The following is a 23,444-nucleotide window of genomic DNA, read 5'->3' as shown; positions in this document are numbered from 1 at the left end:
GCACCATGGTCGACGTCGCGGACTTCCTGGACCCCGGGGACGGGGTGTGGTGGGGGCAGGGCAGTGCCGAGCCCGAGCCGCTGGTCAACCAGGTCCTCGACGCCGTCGACCGGGTCGGCCCGATCCGGGCCTTCTCCGGCCTCACCTGGAACGAGCGGCTCTCCGGTGACCTGCCGGAGAAGCTGACCGTCGTCTCGTACGGCGGCCTCGGCCAGCTGCGCTCGCTGAGCCGGCACGGCCGGCTCGACGTCGTGCCCTGCCACTACTCGGCGATCCCGCGGATGTTCGCGACCGGCCAGCTGCCGAACGACGTGGGCCTGGTCCAGGTGTCGCCGCCCGGGACGGACGGGGCGGTCACCCTCGGCACGGGCGTCGAGTACGTCGCCGACGCGCTGCCCCACACCCGCACCCTGATCGCCGAGATCAACCACCAGATGCCGGCGACCGTCGGTGGTCCTCGGCTGCCGCTGTCCGCGTTCGCCGCGGTGGTCGAGACCGACCGGCCGCTCCGCGAGGCCCCGGCCAAGCCGGCCGACGCCGTCGACCGGGCGATCGCCGCCCATGTCGCGAGCATCGTCGACGACGGCTCGACCATCCAGATCGGCGTCGGGTCCCTGCCCGCGGCGGTCCTCGAGGCGCTCGCCGGGCACGCCGACCTCGGCTTCCACAGCGGCATGCTCACCGACGGCGTGCTCGCCCTGGTCGAGAAGGGCGTCATCACCGGCGCCCGCAAGGAGATCGACCCCGGCGTCGTCGTCACCGGCGCGGCGCTGTGCAGCGCCCAGGGCTACCGCTGGATCGGCGAGCACGACGTGGAGTTCCGCGCGGCGAGCTACACCCACGCCCCGGCGGTCCTCTCGCAGCTGCGGTCGCTGGTGTCGATCAACTCGGCCATCGAGGTCGACCTGCTCGGCCAGGTGGGCGCCGAGCTGGCCCGGGGCGTCCACATCGGTGCCGTCGGCGGCCAGGTCGACTTCAGCCGCGCCGCCTCGCTGACCGGCTCCCGCTCGATCATCGCGCTGCGCTCCACCGTCGGCTCGGGGGAGCGCACCCAGTCCACCATCGTCCCGGCCCTCGCCGGCGGCGTGGTCACCACGGCCCGGGTCGACGTCGACGCCGTCGTCACCGAGCACGGCGTGGCGATGCTGACCGGCTGCACGGTGGCCGAGCGGGCGCTGCGGCTGATCGAGGTGGCCGCCCCCGAACACCGTGAGCACCTCCAACGCAGCCTCGCAGAGCAGGAGAACCGATGACCACCACGACCTTCCCCAACAGCACCCAGGGTGAGACCCGCACCGTCCACATCCGCGAGGTCGGGCCCCGCGACGGCTTCCAGAACGAGCCGGAGACCATCGCCACCGAGGACAAGATCCGGCTGATCAACGCCCTCGGCCGGGCCGGGCTCAAGCGGATCGAGGTGGCCAGCTTCGTGCGGCCCGACGTGATCCCGCAGCTCGCCGACGGGGTCGCGGTGCTGCGGGGCATCGACGTGCCGGCCGACGTGTCGCGGATGGTGCTGGTCCCCAACAGCAAGGGCCTCGACAACGCGCTCGCCCACCGCGACCTCTTCGAGGAGATCGCCCTGTTCGTGAGCGCGAGCGAGACGCACAACCGGCGCAACATCAACCGCACCGTCCAGGAGACGATGGACGACGTCCGCGGGATGGGCAAGCGGATCGTGGCCGAGGGCGTCAGCTACAGCGCGGTCATCGCCACCTCCTTCGGCTGCCCGTTCGAGGGCCCGGTGCCGATGGAGCGGGTGCTCGACCTGGCCGAGCGGTTCGCCGAGTCCGGCGCCACCGAGCTCGGCTTCGGCGACACGACCGGGATGTGCAACCCGGCTTACGCCTCCCGCTTCTTCGCCGCGGCCGTCGAGCGGCTGCCCGGCGTCGAGATCACCGCGCACTTCCACAACACCCGGGGCCAGGGCCTCGCCAACGCGTACGCCGCGCTGGAGGCGGGCTGCCGCAGCTTCGAGTCCAGCTGCGGCGAGCTGGGCGGCTGCCCGGTGCCGGCCGGCTCGACCGGCAACATCGCGACCGAGGACCTGGTGTCGATGTTCCACGAGATGGGCGTCGACACCGGTCTCGACCTCGACCGCCTCATCGCGGCCGCCCGGGACGCCCAGAGCACCCTGGGCCGCAAGCTGACCAGCCACTCGATCGTCGCCGGCCCGGTCATCTGGGCCCCGGCCGTCTGACCCACCCCACCCAAGGAGAACAAGAATGAGCAACCGCGTCGCACTGGTCACCGGTGGTGCCCAGGGCATCGGCAAGGGCATCGCCGTCACCCTCGGGCGTGACGGCTTCCGGGTCGCCGTCGCCGATCTCAACCTGGCCGTCGCCGAGGAGACGGCCAAGGAGATCAGCGCCGCCGGCGGCGAGGCCGTCGCGGTCGCGATCGACGTGACCTCGACGGAGTCGGTCAACGCCGCGGTCGCCGCCGTCGAGAGCGAGCTGGGCCCGATCGAGGTGGTCGTCAACAACGCGGGCTGGGACGACTTCATGCCGTTCGTGAAGACGACCGAGGAGTTCTGGGACAAGATCCTCGACATCAACTACAAGGGCGCGCTGCGGGTCATCCACGCCGTCGTCCCCGGGATGATGGAGCGCGGCTTCGGCCGGGTCATCAACATCGGCTCCGACGCGGGCCGGGTCGGCTCGTCGATGGAGGCCGTCTACTCCGGCGCCAAGGGCGGCATCATCGCCTTCACCAAGACCCTCGCCCGCGAGGTCGCCCGCAAGGGCGTCACGGCCAACACCGTGTGCCCCGGCCCGACCGACACCCCGGCGCTGCGCAAGTTCGCCGACGGCGCCGGCGGCGGCGACGCGGAGAAGGTGATCGCGGGCATGACCAGCGCCGTCCCGATGAAGCGGCTCGGCACGCCCGAGGACATCGGTCCCGCCGTCTCCTTCTTCGCCTCCGACGGCGCGGGCTTCGTCACCGGCCAGACGCTGTCGGTCAGCGGCGGCCTGACGATGGCCTGAGCCGTGACCGCGGTGACCGACGCCGTCGCCTGGACCGCGCACGGCGACTACGACGACATCGTCTACGAGACCAGCCCCGAGGGGATCGCCAAGATCACCATCGACCGGCCCGAGGTCCACAACGCCTTCCGGCCGCAGACCCTGGTCGAGGTCGACCGGGCGCTGATGGCCGCCCGTGAGGACGAGTCGGTCGGCGCGATCATCCTCACCGGCGCCGGCGACCGGGCGTTCTGCTCGGGCGGCGACCAGCGGGTGCGGGGCGACAGCGGCTACCAGCTCGACGCCAACGCCACCGGGCGCTTCCACGTGACCGACCTGCACGTCGCCATGCGCCGCTGCCCGAAGCCCATCGTGGCGATGGTGGCGGGCTACGCCATCGGCGGCGGTCACGTGCTGCACCTGGTCTGCGACCTGACCATCGCCGCCGACAACGCGGTCTTCGGCCAGGTCGGGCCCAAGGTGGGCTCCTTCGACGGCGGCTACGGCTCGAGCATCCTCTCCGACCTGGTCGGCCCCAAGAAGGCCAAGGAGATCTGGTTCCTGTGCCGCCAGTACGACGCCCGCGAGGCACTGGCGATGGGCCTGGTCAACACCGTGGTCCCGCTCGCCGAGCTCGAGCGGGAGACCGTGCGCTGGTGCCGGGAGATGCTCCGGCTCTCGCCGCGTGCGCTGCGCATGTCCAAGCTCAGCTTCCACGCCCACGAGGACGGCTACGCCGGCATCCAGCAGCTCGCCCACGACGCCAACCTGCTCTTCTACGGCACCGAGGAGGCCCAGGAGGGGCGCGAGGCGTTCAAGGCGCGGCGCACCCCCGACTTCGCGCGCTTCCCCCGCCGTCCCTGATCCGCACCACCCCTTCCGACCCGAAACGAGGAGCGATGACCGAATCCCCCGTCGTCACCTGGACCACCGAGGCGCCCGGCGTGGTCGTCGTGACCATGGACCGCCCGCCCGCCAACGCCCTCGGGCTGCCGATCCTCGACGGGCTGCACGCCGCCATCGACGCGGCCGAGCGGGCCGGCGACGTCAAGGTCATGGTGATCTCCTCCGCGCGGGACGGCTTGTTCGCCGCGGGCGCGGACATCAAGCACATGTCGACCATCGACGCGGACTCCTTCCTCGCCTACGGCGACAGGATGCGTGCGGTCAACGACCGGCTGGCCGCATCTCCGTGGCTGTCGGTCGCGGCGATCGACGGGCTCGCCCTCGGCGGCGGCCTGGAGCTGGCCATGGCCTGCACCCTGCGGGTCGCGGGACCGCGGGCCCGGCTCGGCCTGCCCGAGGTCAAGCTCGGCCTGATCCCCGGCGCCGGCGGCACCCAGCGGCTGACCCAGCTGGTCGGCCGAGGCCGCGCGCTCGACATCATGCTCACCGCCCGGCAGGTCGGCGCCGAGGAGGCGCTGCGGATCGGCCTCGTCGACCGGCTCACCGACGAGGACGTCGTCAAGGTCGCCCTCGACCTGGCCGGCGAGCTGGTGACCTCCTCGCTGCCGGCCCAGCTGGCCGTCGTACGGACCGTGGACGCGGCGTTCGAGCTGCCGCTCGCCGAGGGCATCGCCTTCGAGCGCGCCCAGGAGCAGGGCCTGTTCGAGAACGGGGAGGCCGCGGAGGGGATCTCGGCGTTCGTCGCGAAGCGGCCGCCGAACTTCGCGTGAGCCGCGGCCCCCTGGCGCTGTGCCTGGCGGCCGTCTGGCTGCTGTGGGGCTCGGTCTACCTCGCCATCCGGCTGGTGGTGCGCGAGGTCGACCCCTTCCAGGCGATGGCGCAGCGCTACGTCGTCGCCGGACTGATCCTCGTCGCCGTCGCGGTGCTGCGCGGCGGCTGGGCGGCGCTGCGGGTGAGCCGGGCCGAGGCGCTGGGCCTGGTCGTGACCGGCGTGCTGCTGGTCAGCCTCGGCAACGGCTTCCAGGCGCTCGCGCAGGTCGGCGGCCTGCCGTCGGGCGTGGCCGCGCTGATCGTGGCGACGGTCCCGGCGTGGGCCGTGGTGCTCCGGCTGGCCACCGGTGACCGGCCGCCGGCGGCCACGCTGTGCGGGGTCGCGGTCGGCTTCGCCGGCCTGGTGGCGCTGGTCGGGCTCGGGCAGGGCGCCGGCGGCGAGGTGCCGCTGCTCGCCGCGGCCTGCTGCCTGGCGGGCAGCCTGAGCTTCACCGTCGGCTCCTTCCTGCAGGGACGGATGACCATGCCGACCGACATCGTCACGGTCGCGGCCTACCAGCAGCTGGTCGCCGCCTGCTCCTCGACCGTGCTGGCGGTCGCGGCCGGTGAGCGGGTCAGTGTCGACTACTCCGGGTCGGGCTGGTTCGCGATGGCCTGGCTGGTCCTGGCCTGCTCGGTGAGCGCCTTCCTGGCGTTCGCCTGGCTGCTCGCCCACGTGCCGCTGTCCCTGACCGCGACCCATGCCTACGTCAACCCGGTCGTCGCGGTGCTCCTGGGCTGGCTGGTGCTCGCCGAGCCGCTCGGGGCGGGCGTGCTCGTGGGCGGCGGCGCGGTGGTCGCGGCGGTGGTGCTGATCATCGCCTCCGAGCAGTCGGCGCGCCGCCGGCGAGCGGCCCCTATCCCTTTGGGGATAGACGAAAACCTCTCCAAGTAGGGTCGAATCGATCTAACTATCGGACCATAATTCGTGACGTGAGACACACCGATCGACGGTGTTCCCGGACCCGAGGGGATCTTTCGCATGAAGCGACGACTGTTGGCGGTGGCGAGTGCCGCCACGTTGGCAATGACCATGGCGGCCTGTGGCTCCGCCAGCACCAGCTCGGGTGACAGCGGGGAAGACGGACCGATCAAGATCGCGCTGATCCCGCCGACCAGCGGCGCGCTGGCCCAGTTCGGCACGGACGCCGTCAACGGCTGGAAGACCGCCGTGCGCCTGGTCAACGAGGACGGCGGCATCGACGGGCGCAAGGTCGAGCTGGTGGTGAAGTCCACCGACGCCGACCCGGCCACCACGCTGCGCGTCGCCAAGGACGCCGTCACCCAGGACGGCGCCCAGTTCATCGGCGCGGTGATGACCTCGCCCGAGCACGCGGCGCTCAACGCCCAGCTCGAGGGCCTCGGCGCGATGTCCTTCAACTCGCTCGGCAAGGACGACGCGCTCGTGGGCGAGCAGTGCTCGCCGTACGCCGTGCACGTGGTGCAGACCAGCAGCATGGACATCAACGCCCTCGCCAGCTCGCTCGCCGACCTCGAGGGCGACAAGTGGGCGATCCAGGCGGTCGACTACGCCACGGGTCACGGCGCAGCCGAGAAGTTCAAGGCCGCGGCGGACAAGGCCGGCAAGAAGATCGTGCTCGAGCAGTTCGCGCCGCTCAACACCACCGACTTCGGCTCCTACATCACCAAGATCAAGAGCAGTGGCGCCGACGCGGTGTTCGCCGTCGAGTACGGCGCCGACGGCGTCGCCTTCGTGCAGCAGGCCGGCCAGTTCAACCTCGACAGCCAGCTCAAGACCGTGCTCGGGTTCAACATGGTCTCCGAGCCGCTGTTCAAGACGCTCGGCGACTCGATCGTCGGCTACTACAACAACGTCGGCTACGACGTGGCCGGCGACAACGAGCTCAACAAGGAGTTCGTCGAGGCCTACACCGAGGACCACGGCAGCGCGCCTTACTACGTCCCGGCCGACAACTACCTGGCCGCCGAGACGCTGTTCGCGGCGATCGAGAAGGCCGGCTCCAGCGACCCGGCCGAGGTGGCCAAGGCCGTCGGTGGGCTGAGCTTCGACAGCATCGTCGGCAACGTGACCGTGCGCGCCGACGACAACCAGGTGCTGCGCGACTCCTACCTCGGCAAGGTCGTCCAGGCAGACAGCGGTCTGGCGTTCGAGGTGCTGTCGAACACCGCGCCGGACGTCACGACCCCCGAGCCCGACCCGGCCTGCAAGTTCTGATCCGGCCGATGCCGGCACGGGCCTCGGGCGCCCGTGCCGGCATCCCGGCGTAGCGAGGAGAAGGACGTGAACGCAGCACAGCTGCTCAACGGGGTGGCCCTCGGGTCGCTCCTGATGGTGCTCAGCTCCGGGCTGGCGATGATCTACGGACTGCGCGGCGTGGCGAACTTCGCCCACGGTGCGCTCTACATGTCGGGCGCCTACATCGCCTACTCGGTGTCGGACCGGGTGGGCTTCTGGGCCGCGCTGCTGGTGGTCCCGCTCGTGCTGGCGGTGCTCGGCGTGATCCTGGAGCTGGCCTTCTTCCGGCCGCTCCAGCACCGCTCCCACATCGAGCTGGGCCTGATCACCTTCGGCCTGGCGCTCATCGCGGAGCGCCTGGTGGTGCTGATCTGGGGCGAGCGCACGCTGCGGGTCAGCCCGCCGGAGTTCCTGCAGGGCACCACCTCGCTGCTCGGCGTCGAGTACCCCAGCTACCGGCTCGCGATCATCGTGATCGCGCTGGCCCTGGCCGCCGCGCTCGTGCTGTGGCTGCGCGGCACCGAGGTGGGCCTCCACATCCGGGCCGCGAGCCAGGACATCGAGACGGCCGCGATCATGGGCATCAACGTCGACCGGGTCAGCCTGGTCGTGGTGGCCGTCGGCGCCGCGCTCGCGGGCCTCGCCGGAGCCCTCGCCGCGCCGTACATCGCCCTCGACCCCGGCATGGGCAACGCCTTCCTCATCACCGTGCTCATCGTCGTCGTGGTCGGCGGCATCGGCAGCATCGGCGGCGCGATGGTCGCCGGGATGGGGCTCGGCGTGATCCAGACGGTCACCACGGTCTGGTCGCCGAGCGTGGCCGTGATCGTGCCCTTCCTCGCGCTGACCATCGTCTTGCTGTGGCGGCCCACGGGGCTCGCCGGAAAGAGGGTCTCATGACGACCACCGCACCTGCCGACGACGTCACGGCGACCATGGTCGAGACGCCCGTACGACGGGGCCGTCGCCGCGGGACGCTGATCGGGCTGGGCGTCGCGCTCGGCGCGCTGCTCGGCGGTCTCGCCGTGCCGTACGCCGTCACCGACACCTACCGGATGAGCCTGGTCGTCGACGGCACCGTGCTCAGCCTGATGGCCATCGGCATCGGCTTCCTCGCCCGCCATCTCGGCATGATCAGCCTCGGCCACGGCGCCTTCTTCGGCGCCGCGGCGTACGGCGTCGGCGTCGCCACCTCCAACTGGGGCTGGTCGCCGACCGCGGCCGTCGGCTTCGGCGTCGTCGTCGGCACCGTGGTGGCGCTGGTGATGGGGCTGCTGGTGGTCCGGGCCTCGGGCTTCGGCTTCCTGATGCTGACCCTGGCCCTCTCGCAGGCGCTGTACTCCCTGAGCGTGCAGACCTCGGCCCGCCCGCTCACCGGCGCGCACGACGGCAAGCTGCTCACCTACGACCGGGATCTCACCTTCCTCGGCCTGAACCAGGCCGACGTGATGAACCCCGGCCTGTTCTGGCCCTTCGCCTGGATCGCGCTCACCGTCTCGGTCACGGTGCTGTGGCTGGTCGGCCGGTCGCGCTTCGGCACCACGCTGGAGGGGATCCGGGAGAACGAGGAGCGGATGCGCTTCTCCGGGTACGACACCTTCGGGCCGCGACTGGCCGCCTTCGTGCTCTCCGGCGCGGTCGCCTCGCTCGGCGGGGCGCTGTTCGCGATCAACGCCGGCTACGTCTCGCCCGACATCCTGGGCTTCAGCAAGGCCGGCGACTCGCTGATCGCCGCGCTGGTCGGCGGGTTCGGGCTGCTGCTCGGGCCGGTGGTCGGCACCTTCCTGTTCGTCTACGCGCAGGCCAACTTCAACTTCGGCGGCAACCTGCACCTGTTCACGGGCCTGGCGCTGATCGTCGTGCTCGTCTTCATGCCGGGTGGCATCACCGGCGCGTTCCAGAAGCTCTACCACCGGATCAGGAAGGGACGCCGATGAGCATCTTCGAAGGACGCGGGCTCACCGTCCGCTACGGCGCGCACGTCGCCCTCGACGACGTCGACATCACCCTCGAGCCCGGGGTGGTGCACGGCGTGATCGGCCCCAACGGCGCCGGCAAGTCGACCTTCATCGACGCCCTCTCCGGCCGCAAGCGGCCCTCGTCCGGCACGGTGCGCTTCGAGGGCGCCGAGATCACCCGGCGCTCGGTGCGCTGGCGGCGCCGGCGCGGACTGGCCCGCTCCTTCCAGCGCACCAGCGTGTTCGGCTCGATGACCGTGGGCGACCAGCTCGAGATGATCGCGCGCCGCAACGACGAGCCGGACCTGGCCGAGATCGTGTCCACCCTCGGGCTGGACCCGGTCCGCGACCAGGTCTGCTCGGAGATCGCCTACGGCACCCAGCGCTCGGTCGACCTCGCCATCGCGCTCATCGGCCGGCCCAAGGTGGTGCTGCTCGACGAGCCCTGCGCCGGCCTGGTCCACGACGAGTCGGTGCGGATGCTCCAGCACGTGCGCGACCTGTGCAAGGAGCGCGAGGTCGCGGCCCTGCTCGTCGAGCACGACGTCGACGGCGTCTTCCGGACCTGTGACGTGATCACCGTCCTGGACCTCGGCAAGGTGCTGGCCTCCGGCGCACCCGACGAGGTGCGGGCCGACGAGAACGTGATCCGTGCCTACCTGGGGAGCGCCGCATGAGCACCACACCCGTCCTCGAGTTCCGGGGCGTCACCGCCGGGTACGCCGGCTCGGTCATCCTGCAGGAGCTCTCGTTCTCGATCGCACCCGGCGAGACGGTCGGCCTGGTCGGCCGCAACGGCGCGGGCAAGACGACGACGCTGATGTCGGTCTACGGCGTGCCGACCGTCTCCGGCGAGATCCTCGTCGACGGCGTTCCGGTCGGCCGGAAGGCCCATCTCCCGACGGCCCGCGGCGTCTCGCTGGTCCCCCAGGGCAAGCGGATCTTCAGCAACCTCACCGTCGAGGAGAACATCCTGCTCGGCCGCGCCTCGGGGCGATCGAGCAGCTGGTCGGTGGAGGACCTCTACCAGCTCTTCCCCAACCTGGCCCGTGGCCGCAAGCGTCCCGGCACCTCCCTGTCCGGCGGCGAGCAGCAGATGCTCGCGATCGCCCGGGCGCTGATGGCCGGGCCGTCGCTGCTCATGCTCGACGAGCCCACCGAGGGCCTGGCGCCGGTCATCATCGACGCGATCGTGGAGGCGCTGAAGGAGATCCGCTCCCGGGGCACCGCGCTGCTGCTCGTCGAGCAGCACATCGGCATGATCCAGAAGGTCGCCGACCGCTACCTGGCCCTGCGCAAGGGCCGGCTGGTCGGCGACGGCCCGGTGGAGCAGCTCGGCGACCGTGCCGTCCAGGAGCTGATCGCGCTGTGAGCGCCGTGCCTCAGCCCTGACGCAGCTCGGTCTTCAGCACCTTGCCGCTGGCGTTGCGCGGCAGCGACTCCTCGAGGACGACGTCGCGCGGGACCTTGAAGTTGGCCAGCCGCTCGCGGACCCAGGCGATCAGCTCCTCGCGGGTGGCGGAGGTGCCGGGACGGAGCACGACGTGGGCGGCGCCGACCGCGCCCATCCGGTCGTCGGGGACGCCGATCACGGCGCTCTCCATGACGGCCGGGTGGGCGGCGAGGACGTTCTCGATCTCCGCCGGGTAGACGTTGAAGCCGCCGGTGATGAACATGTCCTTGATCCGGTCGGTGATCTTCACGCAGCCGTGCTCGTCGAGCCGGCCGATGTCGCCGGTGTGGAACCAGCCGTCGGGGTCGATGGCGGCGGCGGTGGACTCGGGGTCCTCGAAGTAGCCGAGCATCACGTTCGCGCCGCGCAGCCAGATCTCGCCCTCCTCGCCGACCGGGACCTCCTGGCCGTCGCCGCCGACGATCCGGGCCTCGATGCCGGGCACCGGGGGACCGGTGGTCTCGGCGATGTGGCGCGGGTCCTCGCCGTGGCGGGAGGTGGTCGCGACGACGCACTCGGTGAGGCCGTAGGCCTGGTAGACCGTCTCGAAGCCGAGCACGTCGTGCATCTGCTCGAACAGGGTCTCCGGGACGGAGGCGGCGCCGGCGATGGAGAAGCGGAGCGACGACAGGTCGAACTCCGTGCGGCGCGGGTGGTTGAGCAGGGTGATGAAGATGGTCGGCGCGCCGGGCAGGACGGTGATCCGCTCGTCCTGCACGAGCTGCATCAGCGCGACCGGGTCGAACGTGGGGACCGGGTAGATCGTCGTACCGGCGGTGAGCGAGGTGATCACCCCCGCCTTGTAGCCGAACCCGTGGAAGAAGGGGTTGACGATCGCGTAGCGGTCGGCGGGCGACAGCGAGGCGCCGTCGGCCCACACCTCGGCGACGCCGATGGTCTGGGCGTGGGTGCTCATCACGCCCTTGGGGACGCCGGTGGTGCCCGAGGTGAAGAGGATGTCGCAGACGGTGTCGGGGGTGACCTCGGCGGCGAGCCGCTCGACCTCCGCGGCGGGGACCTGCTCGCCCAGGGCGAGGAAGTCGGCCCAGCCGAGCGTGCCCGGCAGGCCCGCCGACGCCATGTCGACCCGGGTCCGCAGGTGGGGCAGCTCGCCCTCGGCCTCGGCGAGCATCGCCGAGTAGTCGGTGCCGAGGAAGCTGTCGCAGAGCACCAGCACCACCGCGCGCGAGCGCTCCAGGATGACCTGTGCCTCCTGGCCGCGATAGCGGGTGTTGAGGGGGACGACGGACGCCCCGACGTACTCCGCCCCGAGCAGCGCGACCACGAACTCCCAGCGGTTCGGCGCCCAGATCGCGACCCGGTCGCCCGGCTCGACGCCGAGGGCCAGGTACGAGCGCGCGGCGCTGACGGCGAGCTCGCGCAGGCCCTCGTAGCTGATGGTGGTGCTGCCGTCCACGATGGCCGGGTGGGCGCCGTGGGTGGCGGCACCGTGGGCCAGGAGGGCGGGAATGGTCCGTGCTGCCATCAGGCGAGACTCCTCGTGAACAAGTGCTTGTTAGGTACTCTAGCCCTGTCGGCCCGGTCCGGAACGAGCATGGGGCGGGGTGCTGCGGCGTGGTGCCGCGCGTGGGAGAGGATCAGGTCATGGCGAGCAGCAACAACGAGGCTACGACGCGAGGCGGTCGTCGGCGGAGCAATGGCGCGGGTTCGTCCCGGCGAGCGCAGCTCCTGGCGATCGCGGCGGAGATGTTCGCGACCCGCGGGTACTCCCAGACCACGGTGCGCGACATCGCCGACGAGGCCGGGATCCTCTCCGGCAGCCTCTACCACCACTTCGACTCCAAGGAGGCCATGCTCACCGAGATCCTCCGGGAGTTCATGGGCAACCTCCTCAGCGACATCCGCGAGATCGCGGAGAGCCGGCAGACGCCGCGCGACGCGCTCGACGGGCTGATCTACAACTCGTTCGAGACCATCCACAAGGTGCCCTTCGCCGTCGCGCTCTACCAGAACGAGGCGGCGCTGCTGACGACGACGGCCGAGTTCGCGTTCGTCGCGAAGGCCAGCCTCGACGTCGAGAAGGTCTGGCTGAACGTGATCAAGCAGGGGCAGAAGGAGCTGGACTTCCGCGCCGACCTCGACCCCAGCACGACCTACCGCTTCATCCGCGACGCGATCTGGTCCACGGTGCGCTGGTACAACCCGCGCGGACGCCTCCAGCACAAGGCACTGGCCGACCAGTACATCGAGATGCTCCACGGCGGACTGCTCGCCGAGTGACCCGCCGAGGTCCGGCGCGCTCAGCGCCGGACCTCCTTGTCGCGCAAGCCCGCCGGGTCGAGCACGGTGCGGATCAGCTCGAGCTCCTCGGCGGTGGGCAGGCGGGTCGTGGTGGCGCCGCTGACGTCGATCGCGAAGCCGGTCTGCTCGGTGACCTCGTCGGCGGTGACGCCCGGGTGCAGGGAGCGGACCTTCAGCAGGCCGGCGTCGTCGTAGTCGAGCACGGCGAGGTCGGTCACCACCACGCCGAGGTCGTGGAAGCGCAGTGCGGCGCCACCGTGGGCGCGCGCCCGGTCGTTGCCGACCCCCGACACGACGTCGACCGCCTCCACGAACACCCGGGCGGAGTGGCGGGAGACCCAGTAGTCGACGCGGTGGTTGACCGTGTTGCCCGGCGCGCCGCGCACGCCGATCAGCTGCCGGGTCGGCTTGCGCCAGTCACCGATGGAGGAGATGTTCTGGTTGCCGTGGCGATCCACCTGGCTGGCGCCCATCATGCTGTGCCGGCGGCCGGTCGCGAGGATCTCGAAGATCCGGCGGAACGGCGCCCACGACTCGATGGTCCCGCCCGCGGAGGCGTTGCGGCCCAGTGGCGGCGGCTCGCTCATCAAGAAGCAGTCGCCGTCGGTGAGCACCAGATCGGGCTCGAAGGTGAGCTTCGCGAGCCGGGCGCTGATGGTCGGCACGATGCCGACCGCGTGGGCCAGCACCTCGCCGGACCCACGCCAGGCGTCGGCGCAGGCGACGACGCAGACCTCGGCGCGGGTGATGTCGGTGACGTCGCTCATCGGACGGCCTCCTCGAGGTAGCTCTTCGCGAACGCCGCCCAGGTCTCGGGATCGCGCGCGGCGTCGACGTACGCGCGCTGCGCGGCCTCGTCGCGGCCGTAGTCGGGATCGCAGCTGGTGAAGCCCGCGCCGCCCGGCGCCTCGACGACGCCGGAGACGAACATCCGGCTGACCAGCAGTGACTGCGGTGGCGCGTCCTTGGTGAGGTCGGCGGTGGGGACCACCTGCTCGACGCTCATGATGCAGCGGTCGGCGGCCATCGCGTAGAGGTCGTCGAAGTAGGGGTCCGGCCCCAGATACTGCCCGTTCCCGGCGGCATCGGCGCGGTTGAGGTGGATCAGCGCGAGGTCCATCCGGACGCCGGGGACCGCGACGTAGACCTCGTCGTCGTACGGCGAGGCCACGGTCTTGAGCTCCGGGTTCATCGTCAGCACGTCCGAGGCGAGCCCGGCCCGGATCGGCTGGAAGCTCAGCCGGGCGGCGCCTGCCCGGAGGGCGGCGACGAACATGCCCTCGTCGTACTCGGTCGTCTCGATCGAGCCGGCCTCGCGGGCCGCCCGGAAGTGGGGGTCGAGCGGGATGCTGTCGAGCGAGACGAAGCCGTAGACCAGCCGCTTGACCTTGCCCGCGGCGCAGAGCAGGCCCACGTCGGGGCCACCGAAGGTGACGACGGTCAGGTCGGTCACGTCGCTGCGGAGCAGCTCGCGCACCAGTGCCATCGGCTTGCGCCGGGAGCCCCAGCCGCCGATCCCGATGGTCATGCCCGACCGGACGTGGCTCGCCAAGTCGGCCAGCCGCATGGTCTTGTCCGCCATCACTCCTCCATACCTAGCGCTTGCTTGGTGGCGACTGTACCTCGCCCGCTCGGGCAGTGCCACTGGAGGGGACTGCCCTTGCGCTCCGGTCGTCTCAATGCTTGCATCACAAGCAAACGCTTGGTTAGTCCGAGAGGTGGGCCGATGGCCGGACATGTGGTGGTGACGGGTGGCGCCAGCGGGATCGGAGCGGCGGTCGTCGACCAGCTCCGGGAGCGCGGGCACGCGGTGACCGTCTGGGACCTGAGTGAGCCTGACCGCGACGACGTGGGGCACCGCCGGCTCGACGTGACCGATGCGGACGCGGTCGCCACGGCACTGACCGCGGCCGAGCGGGAGCGCGGCGTCGTGCGGCATCTGGTGACCAGCCACGGGATCCGCGGCGCCTACGTCCCCGCGCTCGAGCTCGACCCGGCCGGCGTGCGACGGCTGCTGGACGTCCACGTCGTCGGGACCCTGCTCACCGCCTCCGCCGTCGTCCGGCGCCTGGTCGAGCTCGATGCCGCCTCGGGCGCCTCGGTCGTGACCCTGGCCTCGACGACGGCGTACGGCGGGTGGGCGAACCAGTCGGACTACGGCGTCGCCAAGGCCGCGGTGCGCCAGCTCACCGAGAACCTGGCGATCGAGTGGGCCGGCCTCGGCGTCCGGGTCAACGCGGTCGCGCCCGGCCACACCCGCACCCCGATGGTGCAGGACCTGATCGACCACGGGTACGACGTCGCGCCGGTCGAGGCGCGCACCCCGCTCGGCCGGCTCTGCACACCCGCCGAGATGGCGCGCGAGATCGTGCACCTGCTCCTCGACGCCACCTTCACCACCGGCGTGTGCGTCCCGGTCGACGGCGGCTGGACGGCGGTGGGCAAGTGAGTCTCCCGCGCCGGCGGCTCGGCGACCTGGAGGTGTCGGCGATCGGCTTCGGTGCGATGACGCTCACCCAGACGCCGGACAGCGACGTCGAACGCGGGACCCGAGCCGTGCACGCCGCCCTCGACGCCGGCGTCACCCTCTTCGACACCGCCGACGTCTACGGCCCGACCGGCTTCGACACCCCGGGTGGCTACGGCGTCAACGAGCGCGCGTTGATGACGGCGCTCCGGTCCTGGGGCGGCCCACTCGACGACATCGTGGTCGCGACCAAGGGCGGGCACACCCGCGACGGGCTGACCTGGTGGATCGACGGCGGCCGCGACCACCTCCGGGCCGCGGCGGAAGCCTCCCGGGAGCGGCTGGGGCTCGACGTGATCCCGCTCTACCAGCACCACCGGCCGGACCCGCGGCGTCCTTACCGGGAGTCGATGACGGCGCTGCGGGAGCTCGTGGACGACGGGATCGTGGCCCGGATCGGCATCTCCAACGCCGGCGTCGACCAGATCCGCCTCGCCGCCTCGATCCTCGGCGACGCCCTGGTCGCGGTGCAGAACGAGTACTCCCCGCTCGCCCGCGGCAGCGAGGTCGAGATCGACCTGTGCGCCGAGCTCGGCCTCGCCTTCCTGTCCTGGGGGCCGTTCGGCGGGATGCGCGAGGCGAAGGCGCTCGGCTCGTCGTTCGCGCCCTTCGCCCAGGTCGCCGCGGAGCGCGGCGTCAGCGCGCAGCGGGTCGCGCTCGCCTGGCAGCTGGCCCGCTCGCCCTGCATCGTGCCGATCCCCGGGGCCAGCCGGCCGGAGTCGGTGCTCGACTCGGTGCAGGCGGCGACGCTCGTGCTCACCGAGGACGAGCTCGCCCGGCTGAACGCCGCGACCCGATGAGCTCAGCGAGCGGGCGGCTCCACCAGCTCCACCCGCACCCGGTCCGGGTCGAGCACGTAGACCACGCGGTGGCCCGCCATCGGCTCGCTCGCCACGATCGGCTCCGACAGCGCGGTCACGCCGCGCTCGCGCAGCCGGTCGAGCGTGCCGTCGAGGTCGGTCACGGTGATCGCGACGTGCGCGGCGCCGACGTTGCCGTTGTCGGGGTCGAGGACGACGTCCGAGCCCCCGTCGTACTGCAGCAGCTCGACCACGGTCCCGCCCTCCTGGGCCCGCACGAACGCCTGGCGTACGACGACGCCCGGGTAGCCGGTGACCGCGTCGATGCGCGGACCGCTGCGCTCGTAGGGTCCGAGGCGCTCGCCGCCGAGCAGGTCCTCGTAGAACGCGAGGGAGCGCGCCAGGTCGCTGACCGTGATGCCCACGTGATGGATCGACGTCATGACCAGAACCTAGCAAGCGCTTGGTTCATGTGAAACCCTGAGGAGATGAACATGTCGGACACCGCACCCAGCCCCCTCGTCGACCTGACCGACAAGGTCGTCGTGATCACCGGCGCGAGCCGGGGCCTCGGCGCCGCGCACGCGCGCACGCTCGCGCGGGCCGGTGCCACGGTCGTCGTGACCGACCTCGCGGCCGACGGCGTCGCCGAGGTGGCCGCCGAGCTGGGGGAGCGGCACCTCTCGGCCGCGCTCGACGTGACCTCGCCCGACGCGTGGGCGGACCTGGCGCGGCTGGTGGTGGAGCGGTACGGGCGGGTCGACGGCCTGGTCAACAACGCCGGCCGCTGCGAGTACGCGCACTTCCTGGAGACCTCGCCCGCCATGTTCGAGGGCCACTTCCAGGTCAACGTGATGGGCGCGGTCCACGGCATGCAGGCCTTCGCGCCCCACCTGCCGCCGGGCAGCTCGATCGTCAACATCGCCTCGGTGGCCGGCCTCGCGGCGTGGCCGGGGAGCAGTGCCTACGGCGCCTCGAAGTTCGCCCTGCGCGGCGTCAGCCGGGCCGCGGCGATCGACCTGGGCGGGGAGCGGGGGATCCGGGTCAACTGCGTGCTGCCGGGCGCGGCCGACACCGCGATGCTGTCCGAGGCCTCGCGCCAGGGCGGTGGCGTGGTCGGCGGCCTGCCGGTCCCGCGGGCCGCGCGGCCGCACGAGATCAGCGCGATGGTCGCCTTCCTGCTCAGCGACGCGGCGAGCTACTGCACCGGCCAGGACTTCGTGGTCGACGGCGGGATGAAGGCCTGACATGACGTTCTACGAGATCGACGGCGTGGTGCCGGTCTGCGACCCGACCTCCTACGTGCACCCGTCGGCCGACGTGATCGGCGACGTGATCATCGGCCCCGGCTGCTACATCGGGCCCTCGGCCAGCCTGCGCGCGGACTTCGGCCGGATCCGGATCGAGGCCGGATCCAACGTCCAGGACTCGTGCACCGTGCACGTCTACCCCGGCGCCGACTGCGTGCTCGGCGAGAGCAGCCACGTCGGCCATGGGGCGATCCTCCACGGCTGCCGGCTCGAGCCGCGGGTGCTGGTCGGCATGGGCTCGGTCGTGATGGACGGCGCCCGGATCGGCGCCGACTCGCTGATCGGCGCCGGCAGCGTGGTCCGCGCCGGCTTCGTCGCACCGCCGCGCTCGCTGGTGATCGGCAGCCCGGCGACGGTGGTCCGCGAGCTCGACGAGGCGCAGCTCGCCTGGAAGTCCAACGGTCCCGGGGTCTACCGCCAGCTGGCCGAGCGCTCGCTCGCCTCGCTGCGCGAGGTGACCCCGCTCGCCGCCGAGGAGGCGGACCGGCGGCGGGTCAGCACCGACGCCTCCGTCAGCCGTCCGCTGCACGAGGTGCGCGCCGAGCGCGAGGCCCCATGAGCCCCCGTCGCGACCTGGCCGAGGCGGTCCGCGAGCTGGCCGCGGTCACCGCCGTGACCGATGTCGCCGACCCCGTCATGACGGAGGCCGTCGCGTCGGTGCGGGCGCTCACCGCGCTGCTGCGCGAGCGGCAGCTGGCCGACGTCCCCCGGACGCCGTACGACGAGGCGGTGGGTGCGCGCGACTACGGCTGGCACCTCGACAACCCGGCCCTGCCCGGCCTGAGCATGGTCTTCGAGGACGGCCGCGCCACGGCGTCGATCCCCGCCGGCCTCGGCGCGGCGTACGCCGGACCGCCGGGCAAGCTGCACGGCGGCGTCGGCGCGCTGCTCCTCGACGTGCTCCTCTCGAGCCTGGTCCAGCACCACGGCGTCCCCGCCGTCACCGCCTCGCTGAGGCTCGACTACCGCGCGCCGACGCCCCTGGACGCACCGCTGCGGATCACCGGCGAGGTCGTCGCCCGCAGCGGCCGCAAGGTCGAGACCGTCGGGGCGCTGTGGCACGGCGAGGTCGCCACCGTCGAGGCGCGCGGCCTCTTCGTCCAGCTCTGAGGGTTCCGTTCTCTCCGCGTATCTGACGAATGGGCTGCGGATCCGGCTCCGGAGCAGCCCATTCGTCAGATAAGCGGCAAGCCAGGCGACCCGAGCTACAACTCGCCCGCGTCGCGCTTGTTGGACTCGGCCATGGCCGCGGCGCCGAGCCCGGCGAGGGAGTCGACGCTGACCTCGGCGTTGTGGGAGTGGGCGGCGTGGTGGAGGCCGAAGACCGAGTCCATGCCGGCGCGCTGCCCCATCAGGTCCTCGGCCTGGTTGATCGCCTTCTTGGTGAGCGCGAGACCGAGGCGGGGCATGGCCGCGATCCGGTGCGCCATCTCGTCGACGGTGGCGTCGAGGTCGGCGCGGGGGACGACGTGGTTGACCATGCCGAGCTCGTGGGCGCGGCGCGCGTCGAAGCGGCCGCCGGTGTAGAGGAACTCCTTGGCGGCGCGGGGGTTCATCACCCACGGGTGCGCGAAGTACTCGACGCCGGGGATGCCCATCTTGACCACCGGGTCCTGGAAGAACGCGTCGTCGGAGGCGATGATGAAGTCGCAGACCCAGGCGAGCATCAGCCCGCCGGCGACGCAGGCGCCCTGCACCTTCGCGATGATCGGCTTGGGGATCTCGCGCCAGCGGCGGCACATGCCGAGGTAGACCTCGGACTCGCGGGCGAAGCGCGCGTCGACGCCCTGGGCGCCGATGTGGTCCCACCAGATGACGGCCTTGCGCTCGAAGGACTCGTCGATGTCGCGGCCCGGGGTGCCGATGTCGTGGCCGCCGCAGAAGTGCCGGCCCTTGCCGCCGAGCACGATCACCTTGACCTCGTCGTCGTCGACCGCGTCGGTGAACGCCCGGTCGAGGGCATAGGTGACCTTGGAGTTCTGGGCGTTGGCGTACGCCGGGCGGTTGAGCGTCACGTAGGCGACGCCGTCGCGGACCGCGTAGGTCACGACGGGCTCGGTCGTCGGGTCGGCGTTGCTCATCGGGTCTCCCGGGGTCGTCGTACAAACCTAGCGTTTGCTTGGTAGCCTACCAGGATGACGACCCCACTCGACCTGGATGTGACCGACACCGCGGACTGGGCCGGACGCCCCCTGGGGGAGCGGGAGGTCGCGTGGGACGAGCGCGACGCGATCCTGTTCGCCCTCGCCGTGGGCGCCCCGGCCGAGCGGCTCGACCTGGTCTTCGAGCGCGACCTCGCGGTGCTGCCGACCTTCGCACTGACCCTGGCCCAGTGGGCGCCGGACGTGCTCGGCTCGGCCGGCGCCTTCGACGTGGGCACGTCGCTGCACGGCTCGCAGCGGCTCGAGGTGCTGGCGCCGATGCCGGCCAGCGGCAGCACCCTGATGCGGGCCCGGGTGGGCGAGGTGTGGGACAAGGGCGCGGCCGCGGTCTTCGAGGTCGTCGTCGAGTGCGCGTACGTCCGGGCGACCTGGTCGATCTTCGCGCCCGGCCGGGGCGGCTTCGGCGGGGAGCGCGGCCCGGGGCGCACGCCCGCGCCCGAGGGTGAGCCGGTCGCCACCGTCGGCCTGGACGTGGCCGCCAACGCGGCGGCGCTCTACCGGCTCACCGGCGACCGTCACCACATCCACATCGACCCTGCCGCCGCCGAGCGGATCGGCCAGCCGCGGCCGATCCTGCACGGCCTCGCGACGCTGTCGGCCGCCGTCCTCGCCGCCGCCGACGTGCGGGGGGCGTCCCCGGCGGACCTGACCCTGCTCGAAGGCAGGTTCAGCAGCGCCGTCTTCCCGGGCGAGTCCCTGACCGTGCCGGTGTGGGCGGACGGCTCGTTCCGCGTCGACACCGAGCGCGGCACCGCCATCGACGGCGCCCGCGCCCTGTTCGGCTGACCCGTCAGGCCGTGGTGGTGGTCAGGATCTCGATCACCGCCGCCGGGTCGGTCGCGGGGTTCACGAACGCCAGCCGCAGCACGGTCCGCCCGCGCCAGGAGGTCGGCACGCAGAGGATCCGGCCCGCGCGGGAGAGCTCGTCGGACCAGGCGTAGTAGTCCTCGCGCGTCCAGCCGGGCCGCTCGAACAGCAGCACGGACAGGTCGGGCTCCAGCAGCAGCCGCAGGGTCGGGCTCGCCCGGATCGCGTCCGCCACGGCGCGGGTGGTGTCGAGGGTCTGCTCGACCGCGGCGGCGTAGCGGTCGGTGCCGTGCACGGCGAGGCTGAACCAGAACGGCAGCCCACGCACCCGTCGGGACAGGTGGACCGCGAGGTCCGTGGGATTCCAGGCCTCGCGGTCGATCCGGTCGAGGTACGACGCGTGCTGGCTGTGGGCGGCCCGAGCCAGGTCGGGTTCGCGGTAGAGCAGGGCGCAGCAGTCGTACGGCGCGAACAGCCACTTGTGCGGGTCGACGATGAAGCTGTCGGCGCGCTCGATGCCGGCGAACCGCGGGCGGGCGGAGGGGGCGGCGAGCCCGGCGCCGCCGTACGCCCCGTCGACGTGGAGCCAGATGCCGTGCTCCTCGCACACGTCGGCGACGTCGGCGAGGTCGTCGATGATGCCGGCGTTGGTGGTGCCGGCGGAGGCGACCACGGCGAAGACGCCCGGCTCGTCGGCGATCGCGGCGCGCAGGGCGGCGCCGGTGAGCTGGCCGCGCTCGCCCTCGGGGACCTCGACCACGCCGACGTCCATGACGCGGGCGTCGGCGAGGATCGAGGAGTGCGCGCCGGCCGTGCAGGCGACCTTCCAGCCGCCGTCGGGACGCGCGCCGCGCCGGGTGAGCGCGGTCTGGCGGGCGGTGACCAGGGCCGACAGGTTGCCGGAGGTGCCGCCGGAGACGAAGCAGCCGCCGGCCTCCTCGGGCCAGCCCAGCAGCGACACCAGCCAGGCCAGCGCCTCGTTCTCGGCGAAGATCGCGCCGGCCCCGGCCTCCCAGGTGCCGCCGAAGATGTTGAAGCTCGACACCACGGCGTCGAAGGCGAGGGCGGCCCGGGTCGGGGCGGCGGCGATGTAGGCGAGGTTCAGCGGGTCGTCCTGCGCCCGGGTGGCGGGGGCGATCACGTCCTGGAAGACGGCGAACGCCTCGTCGACGCCGATGCCCCCGGGGGTGATCGTGGTCCCGGCGTCGGCGCGGAGCGCGGAGATCGGCCGGGCGGTGGTCTTCGGGTCCGACGGGCTGGAGATCCGGGCCGAGGCGATCTTCACGGCGGCTTCGGTGACGCGACGCTCGTCGCCCCAGATGTGGGTGGCCTGCATGGGCAGAGCAGAGCAGGTCGCCGTCGGGGCACGCAACCTGCTCACTCCGAGGTGGTCAGCCTGCGCATTTCTGCCCGCTTGATGCCCGATCGACTGTCCGTTCTGACTAGATTGGCCGAGTGCTGTCCCTGGACCGGATCGACCTCGCGCTGCTCACCGCACTCACCGAGCATCCGCGTGCCGGTGACCTCGAGCTGTCCCGGCGCACCCAGCTCGCCCGGGCGACCGTGCAGAGCCGGCTGCGCCGGCTGACCGAGGCCGGCGTGATCGCCGACTGGGCCCCGACCCTCGACATCGTCGCCGCCGGCTTCGAGGTCCAGGCCTATGTCACCCTCGAGATCGCGCAGGGCGCGCTCGACGAGGTGGCGCGCGACCTGGAGGCGATCCCGCAGGTACTGGAGGCGTACGTCACCACCGGCGCGTTCGACGTGCTGTGCCGGGTCGCGACCCGCTCCCACCCCGAGCTGCAGGCCACGCTGGTGCGCATCGTCCAGGCCGCGGCGGTGGTCCGCTCGACGAGCGTGATGGTGCTGTCGGTGCTGGTGCCTCCGCGGATGCTGCCGCTGTTGGCCAGCGCGGAGCCGGAGCCGAGCCGGCGGGCGCCGGCCTACCGGGACCCGGACTGAGTCACTCCTCGTCGGGCTCCTCGGCGGGCTCCTCGACAGCCTCGTCGATCACTCCGTCGATCACCTCGCCGTCGAGCAGGTGCTCGACCATGCCCTGCGCCTGGCCCGGCGTCGGCGGCGCGTCGAAGTCCTCGGTCGCCGGCACCAGCTCGTAGAGCTCCGCCAGGCTCGCCTCGTCACCCGGACGGGTGTCATCGGCTCGTTGCTCCCCCATGGGACGAGCCTAGATCCGCGCGTGGGCCGATGGGGCCGGAAACATTTTTCCGCGAACCTGGTGACAACGGAGCACGCGCTCTGGCATGCTGCTCTCGCCGCCGCAGGTGACCCGAGACGCCTGCGGCGGCTTCCAATTTTTCCGGGTCCGTCCCCGGCGCCCGCCGGAGTCTCAGGACCTGAAGAGCAGCGCGGTCTTGTAGTCGGTGTTCATGTAGTTGACCAGTGAGGTCAGCTTCTTCTCCGGCACCTTCGTCCGCGAGGTCCCGACGGTGACGGCGACGATGTTGCCGTAGACGCTGGAGTTCCACTGGCCCTGCACGAACGACGGGTACAGGCTGCCGTCGGGCAGGTCGAGGTCGGTGTCCTTCAGGGCGCCCTGCGCGGCCTTGGCGTGCCGCTCGGTGTCGAAGACGAGGAACAGGTGGGTGAGCCGCACCTTGCCGCCGAGCGCCGTGAAGACCCACTGCGCGGCGTACTCGCAGCGCTGGGCGGTCAGCACCGAGCCCTTCTCCACCGGCGCACAGGTCGGGTGGTCGGTCGAGCTGACCAGGGTGGCGTGGTGCTCGACGTCGCCGAGCTTGAAGTCCCAGTCCCCGGGGAAGTCGGCGACCTTCACGTCGTTGTGGATGTCGTCGTCGGTGTCGTCGGACGGGGTGTACGGCGTCGACGGGCCGCTCTCGGGCGAGGTCGGCGTCGCTCCCGTCGACTCGGCGGTCGGCTCGCCCGAGCTCGCGGTGGTGGAGCGGTCGGGTGTCGGATCGTCGCCGGCCCGGTCGTCGTCGCCACCGCCCGCGACGAGGAAGGCGCCGACGGCGACCGCGCCGAGCAGCACGATGGCCAGCAGCACGCCGCCGACGACGAGCGCGACGCGGGGGCCGGTACGCCGGGGCGGTTGGCCGTAGGGCGGGTACGGCGGCTGCGGGCTCCAGCCGGGCGGAGGTCCCGGAGGAGGTCCCTGAGGAGGTCCACCGGGGGGCCCGTGGGGCGGTCCCGGCGGGGGCGGGGGGAGGCTCATGGGGCCCTTCCTACCCGCACCTCCGGCGCTCAACCGGTGCCGGGTCGCCGCTCTCCGGGCGGTTGAACGATC

At 72.2% G+C, this 23,444-nt stretch carries 27 protein-coding genes; 19 read left to right on the top strand and 8 right to left on the bottom strand.

Annotated elements, in window-relative coordinates; all coding sequences use genetic code 11:
- The first annotated feature begins 5 nt into the window (after window positions 1-5).
- From JOD66_RS10735 to JOD66_RS10685, 11 genes are all read left to right on the top strand, one after another.
- Window positions 6-1,253, top strand: coding sequence for an acetyl-CoA hydrolase/transferase family protein (locus JOD66_RS10735; protein ID WP_204836862.1), 1,248 nt, complete (start codon window positions 6-8; stop codon window positions 1,251-1,253).
- Window positions 1,250-2,200, top strand: coding sequence for a hydroxymethylglutaryl-CoA lyase (locus JOD66_RS10730; RefSeq protein WP_204836861.1), 951 nt, complete (start codon window positions 1,250-1,252; stop codon window positions 2,198-2,200). The genes JOD66_RS10735 and JOD66_RS10730 overlap by 4 nt, the downstream gene beginning before the upstream one ends.
- A gap of 25 nt (window positions 2,201-2,225) precedes the next feature.
- On the top strand, window positions 2,226-2,987 hold the full coding sequence (locus JOD66_RS10725) for an SDR family NAD(P)-dependent oxidoreductase (protein WP_204836860.1): 762 nt from the start codon (window positions 2,226-2,228) through the stop codon (window positions 2,985-2,987).
- A 3-nt stretch (window positions 2,988-2,990) separates the two neighbouring features.
- Entirely contained in the window at window positions 2,991-3,830 is an 840-nt protein-coding gene (gene menB, locus JOD66_RS10720) for a 1,4-dihydroxy-2-naphthoyl-CoA synthase (protein ID WP_372442549.1), read from the top strand.
- 35 nt (window positions 3,831-3,865) lie between these two features.
- A complete protein-coding gene (locus tag JOD66_RS10715; protein WP_204836859.1) occupies window positions 3,866-4,642 on the top strand; it encodes an enoyl-CoA hydratase/isomerase family protein in 777 nt (258 codons plus the stop codon).
- A complete protein-coding gene (locus JOD66_RS10710; protein WP_204836858.1) occupies window positions 4,639-5,577 on the top strand; it encodes an EamA family transporter in 939 nt (312 codons plus the stop codon). Before JOD66_RS10715 ends, JOD66_RS10710 begins: the two co-directional genes overlap by 4 nt.
- Window positions 5,578-5,664: 87 nt before the next feature.
- Window positions 5,665-6,879, top strand: coding sequence for an ABC transporter substrate-binding protein (locus JOD66_RS10705; protein WP_204836857.1), 1,215 nt, complete (start codon window positions 5,665-5,667; stop codon window positions 6,877-6,879).
- 66 nt (window positions 6,880-6,945) lie between these two features.
- Window positions 6,946-7,800 carry a branched-chain amino acid ABC transporter permease gene (locus JOD66_RS10700; RefSeq protein ID WP_204836856.1) on the top strand — a complete coding sequence of 285 codons (855 nt, stop codon included), beginning with the start codon at window positions 6,946-6,948 and terminating at the stop codon, window positions 7,798-7,800.
- Window positions 7,797-8,837, top strand: a complete 1,041-nt coding sequence (locus JOD66_RS10695) for a branched-chain amino acid ABC transporter permease (protein WP_204836855.1) — start codon at window positions 7,797-7,799, stop codon at window positions 8,835-8,837. The genes JOD66_RS10700 and JOD66_RS10695 overlap by 4 nt, the downstream gene beginning before the upstream one ends.
- Window positions 8,834-9,535 (top strand): ABC transporter ATP-binding protein, encoded by a 702-nt coding sequence (locus tag JOD66_RS10690; RefSeq protein WP_204836854.1) that lies wholly within the window; start codon window positions 8,834-8,836, stop codon window positions 9,533-9,535. The genes JOD66_RS10695 and JOD66_RS10690 overlap by 4 nt, the downstream gene beginning before the upstream one ends.
- On the top strand, window positions 9,532-10,230 hold the full coding sequence (locus JOD66_RS10685) for an ABC transporter ATP-binding protein (protein ID WP_204836853.1): 699 nt from the start codon (window positions 9,532-9,534) through the stop codon (window positions 10,228-10,230). Before JOD66_RS10690 ends, JOD66_RS10685 begins: the two co-directional genes overlap by 4 nt.
- A gap of 10 nt (window positions 10,231-10,240) precedes the next feature.
- Here the strand turns inward: JOD66_RS10685 and JOD66_RS10680 are convergent, their stop codons facing one another.
- Window positions 10,241-11,797, bottom strand: coding sequence for a FadD3 family acyl-CoA ligase (locus JOD66_RS10680; RefSeq protein ID WP_204836852.1), 1,557 nt, complete (start codon window positions 11,795-11,797; stop codon window positions 10,241-10,243).
- Window positions 11,798-11,916: 119 nt separating this feature from the next.
- On the opposite strand from JOD66_RS10680, the gene JOD66_RS10675 reads away from it, so the two are divergent.
- Window positions 11,917-12,552, top strand: a complete 636-nt coding sequence (locus JOD66_RS10675; protein WP_204836851.1) for a TetR/AcrR family transcriptional regulator — start codon at window positions 11,917-11,919, stop codon at window positions 12,550-12,552.
- A 20-nt stretch (window positions 12,553-12,572) separates the two neighbouring features.
- Here the strand turns inward: JOD66_RS10675 and JOD66_RS10670 are convergent, their stop codons facing one another.
- Together JOD66_RS10670 and JOD66_RS10665 are read right to left on the bottom strand one after the other, a co-directional pair.
- Entirely contained in the window at window positions 12,573-13,340 is a 768-nt protein-coding gene (locus tag JOD66_RS10670) for a CoA-transferase subunit beta (RefSeq protein WP_204836850.1), read from the bottom strand.
- Window positions 13,337-14,155 (bottom strand): CoA transferase subunit A, encoded by an 819-nt coding sequence (locus JOD66_RS10665; RefSeq protein ID WP_204836849.1) that lies wholly within the window; start codon window positions 14,153-14,155, stop codon window positions 13,337-13,339. Before JOD66_RS10665 ends, JOD66_RS10670 begins: the two co-directional genes overlap by 4 nt.
- A 144-nt stretch (window positions 14,156-14,299) precedes the next feature.
- On the opposite strand from JOD66_RS10665, the gene JOD66_RS10660 reads away from it, so the two are divergent.
- Together JOD66_RS10660 and JOD66_RS10655 are read left to right on the top strand one after the other, a co-directional pair.
- A complete protein-coding gene (locus tag JOD66_RS10660; RefSeq protein WP_204836848.1) occupies window positions 14,300-15,022 on the top strand; it encodes an SDR family NAD(P)-dependent oxidoreductase in 723 nt (240 codons plus the stop codon).
- Window positions 15,019-15,900, top strand: coding sequence for an aldo/keto reductase (locus tag JOD66_RS10655; protein ID WP_307823431.1), 882 nt, complete (start codon window positions 15,019-15,021; stop codon window positions 15,898-15,900). The genes JOD66_RS10660 and JOD66_RS10655 overlap by 4 nt, the downstream gene beginning before the upstream one ends.
- A 2-nt stretch (window positions 15,901-15,902) precedes the next feature.
- Here the strand turns inward: JOD66_RS10655 and JOD66_RS10650 are convergent, their stop codons facing one another.
- On the bottom strand, window positions 15,903-16,343 hold the full coding sequence (locus JOD66_RS10650; protein WP_204836847.1) for a VOC family protein: 441 nt from the start codon (window positions 16,341-16,343) through the stop codon (window positions 15,903-15,905).
- Between the two features lie 51 nt (window positions 16,344-16,394).
- On the opposite strand from JOD66_RS10650, the gene JOD66_RS10645 reads away from it, so the two are divergent.
- The 3 genes from JOD66_RS10645 to JOD66_RS10635 are packed head-to-tail and all read left to right on the top strand — an operon-like array spanning window position 16,395 to window position 18,320.
- Window positions 16,395-17,147, top strand: a complete 753-nt coding sequence (locus JOD66_RS10645; RefSeq protein ID WP_204836846.1) for an SDR family NAD(P)-dependent oxidoreductase — start codon at window positions 16,395-16,397, stop codon at window positions 17,145-17,147.
- Between the two features lies 1 nt (window position 17,148).
- On the top strand, window positions 17,149-17,769 hold the full coding sequence (locus JOD66_RS10640) for a gamma carbonic anhydrase family protein (protein WP_204836845.1): 621 nt from the start codon (window positions 17,149-17,151) through the stop codon (window positions 17,767-17,769).
- Window positions 17,766-18,320: a PaaI family thioesterase gene (locus JOD66_RS10635; protein ID WP_204836844.1), complete on the top strand. Its 555-nt coding sequence runs from the start codon at window positions 17,766-17,768 to the stop codon at window positions 18,318-18,320. The genes JOD66_RS10640 and JOD66_RS10635 overlap by 4 nt, the downstream gene beginning before the upstream one ends.
- A gap of 95 nt (window positions 18,321-18,415) precedes the next feature.
- On the opposite strand, the gene JOD66_RS10630 is transcribed toward JOD66_RS10635, so the two are convergent.
- Window positions 18,416-19,291 carry an enoyl-CoA hydratase gene (locus tag JOD66_RS10630; RefSeq protein ID WP_204836843.1) on the bottom strand — a complete coding sequence of 292 codons (876 nt, stop codon included), beginning with the start codon at window positions 19,289-19,291 and terminating at the stop codon, window positions 18,416-18,418.
- Window positions 19,292-19,345: 54 nt separating this feature from the next.
- On the opposite strand from JOD66_RS10630, the gene JOD66_RS10625 reads away from it, so the two are divergent.
- On the top strand, window positions 19,346-20,158 hold the full coding sequence (locus JOD66_RS10625) for a MaoC/PaaZ C-terminal domain-containing protein (RefSeq protein WP_204836842.1): 813 nt from the start codon (window positions 19,346-19,348) through the stop codon (window positions 20,156-20,158).
- 4 nt (window positions 20,159-20,162) lie between these two features.
- On the opposite strand, the gene JOD66_RS10620 is transcribed toward JOD66_RS10625, so the two are convergent.
- Entirely contained in the window at window positions 20,163-21,515 is a 1,353-nt protein-coding gene (locus tag JOD66_RS10620) for a pyridoxal phosphate-dependent decarboxylase family protein (RefSeq protein ID WP_204836841.1), read from the bottom strand.
- Between the two features lie 119 nt (window positions 21,516-21,634).
- On the opposite strand from JOD66_RS10620, the gene JOD66_RS10615 reads away from it, so the two are divergent.
- Entirely contained in the window at window positions 21,635-22,141 is a 507-nt protein-coding gene (locus JOD66_RS10615) for an Lrp/AsnC family transcriptional regulator (RefSeq protein WP_307823430.1), read from the top strand.
- A 1-nt stretch (window position 22,142) separates the two neighbouring features.
- On the opposite strand, the gene JOD66_RS10610 is transcribed toward JOD66_RS10615, so the two are convergent.
- Both JOD66_RS10610 and JOD66_RS10605 read right to left on the bottom strand, forming a co-directional pair.
- Window positions 22,143-22,355: a hypothetical protein gene (locus tag JOD66_RS10610; protein ID WP_204836840.1), complete on the bottom strand. Its 213-nt coding sequence runs from the start codon at window positions 22,353-22,355 to the stop codon at window positions 22,143-22,145.
- A 171-nt stretch (window positions 22,356-22,526) separates the two neighbouring features.
- Complete coding sequence (locus tag JOD66_RS10605; protein WP_204836839.1) at window positions 22,527-23,372, bottom strand: hypothetical protein; 846 nt, start codon at window positions 23,370-23,372, stop codon at window positions 22,527-22,529.
- Between the last annotated feature and the right edge of the window lie 72 nt (window positions 23,373-23,444).

This window comes from Nocardioides nitrophenolicus (assembly GCF_016907515.1).
GTDB lineage: Bacteria > Actinomycetota > Actinomycetes > Propionibacteriales > Nocardioidaceae > Nocardioides > Nocardioides nitrophenolicus.
Note: the sequence above shows the minus strand (reverse complement) of the source record. Positions and strands in the feature narration are given on the sequence as shown.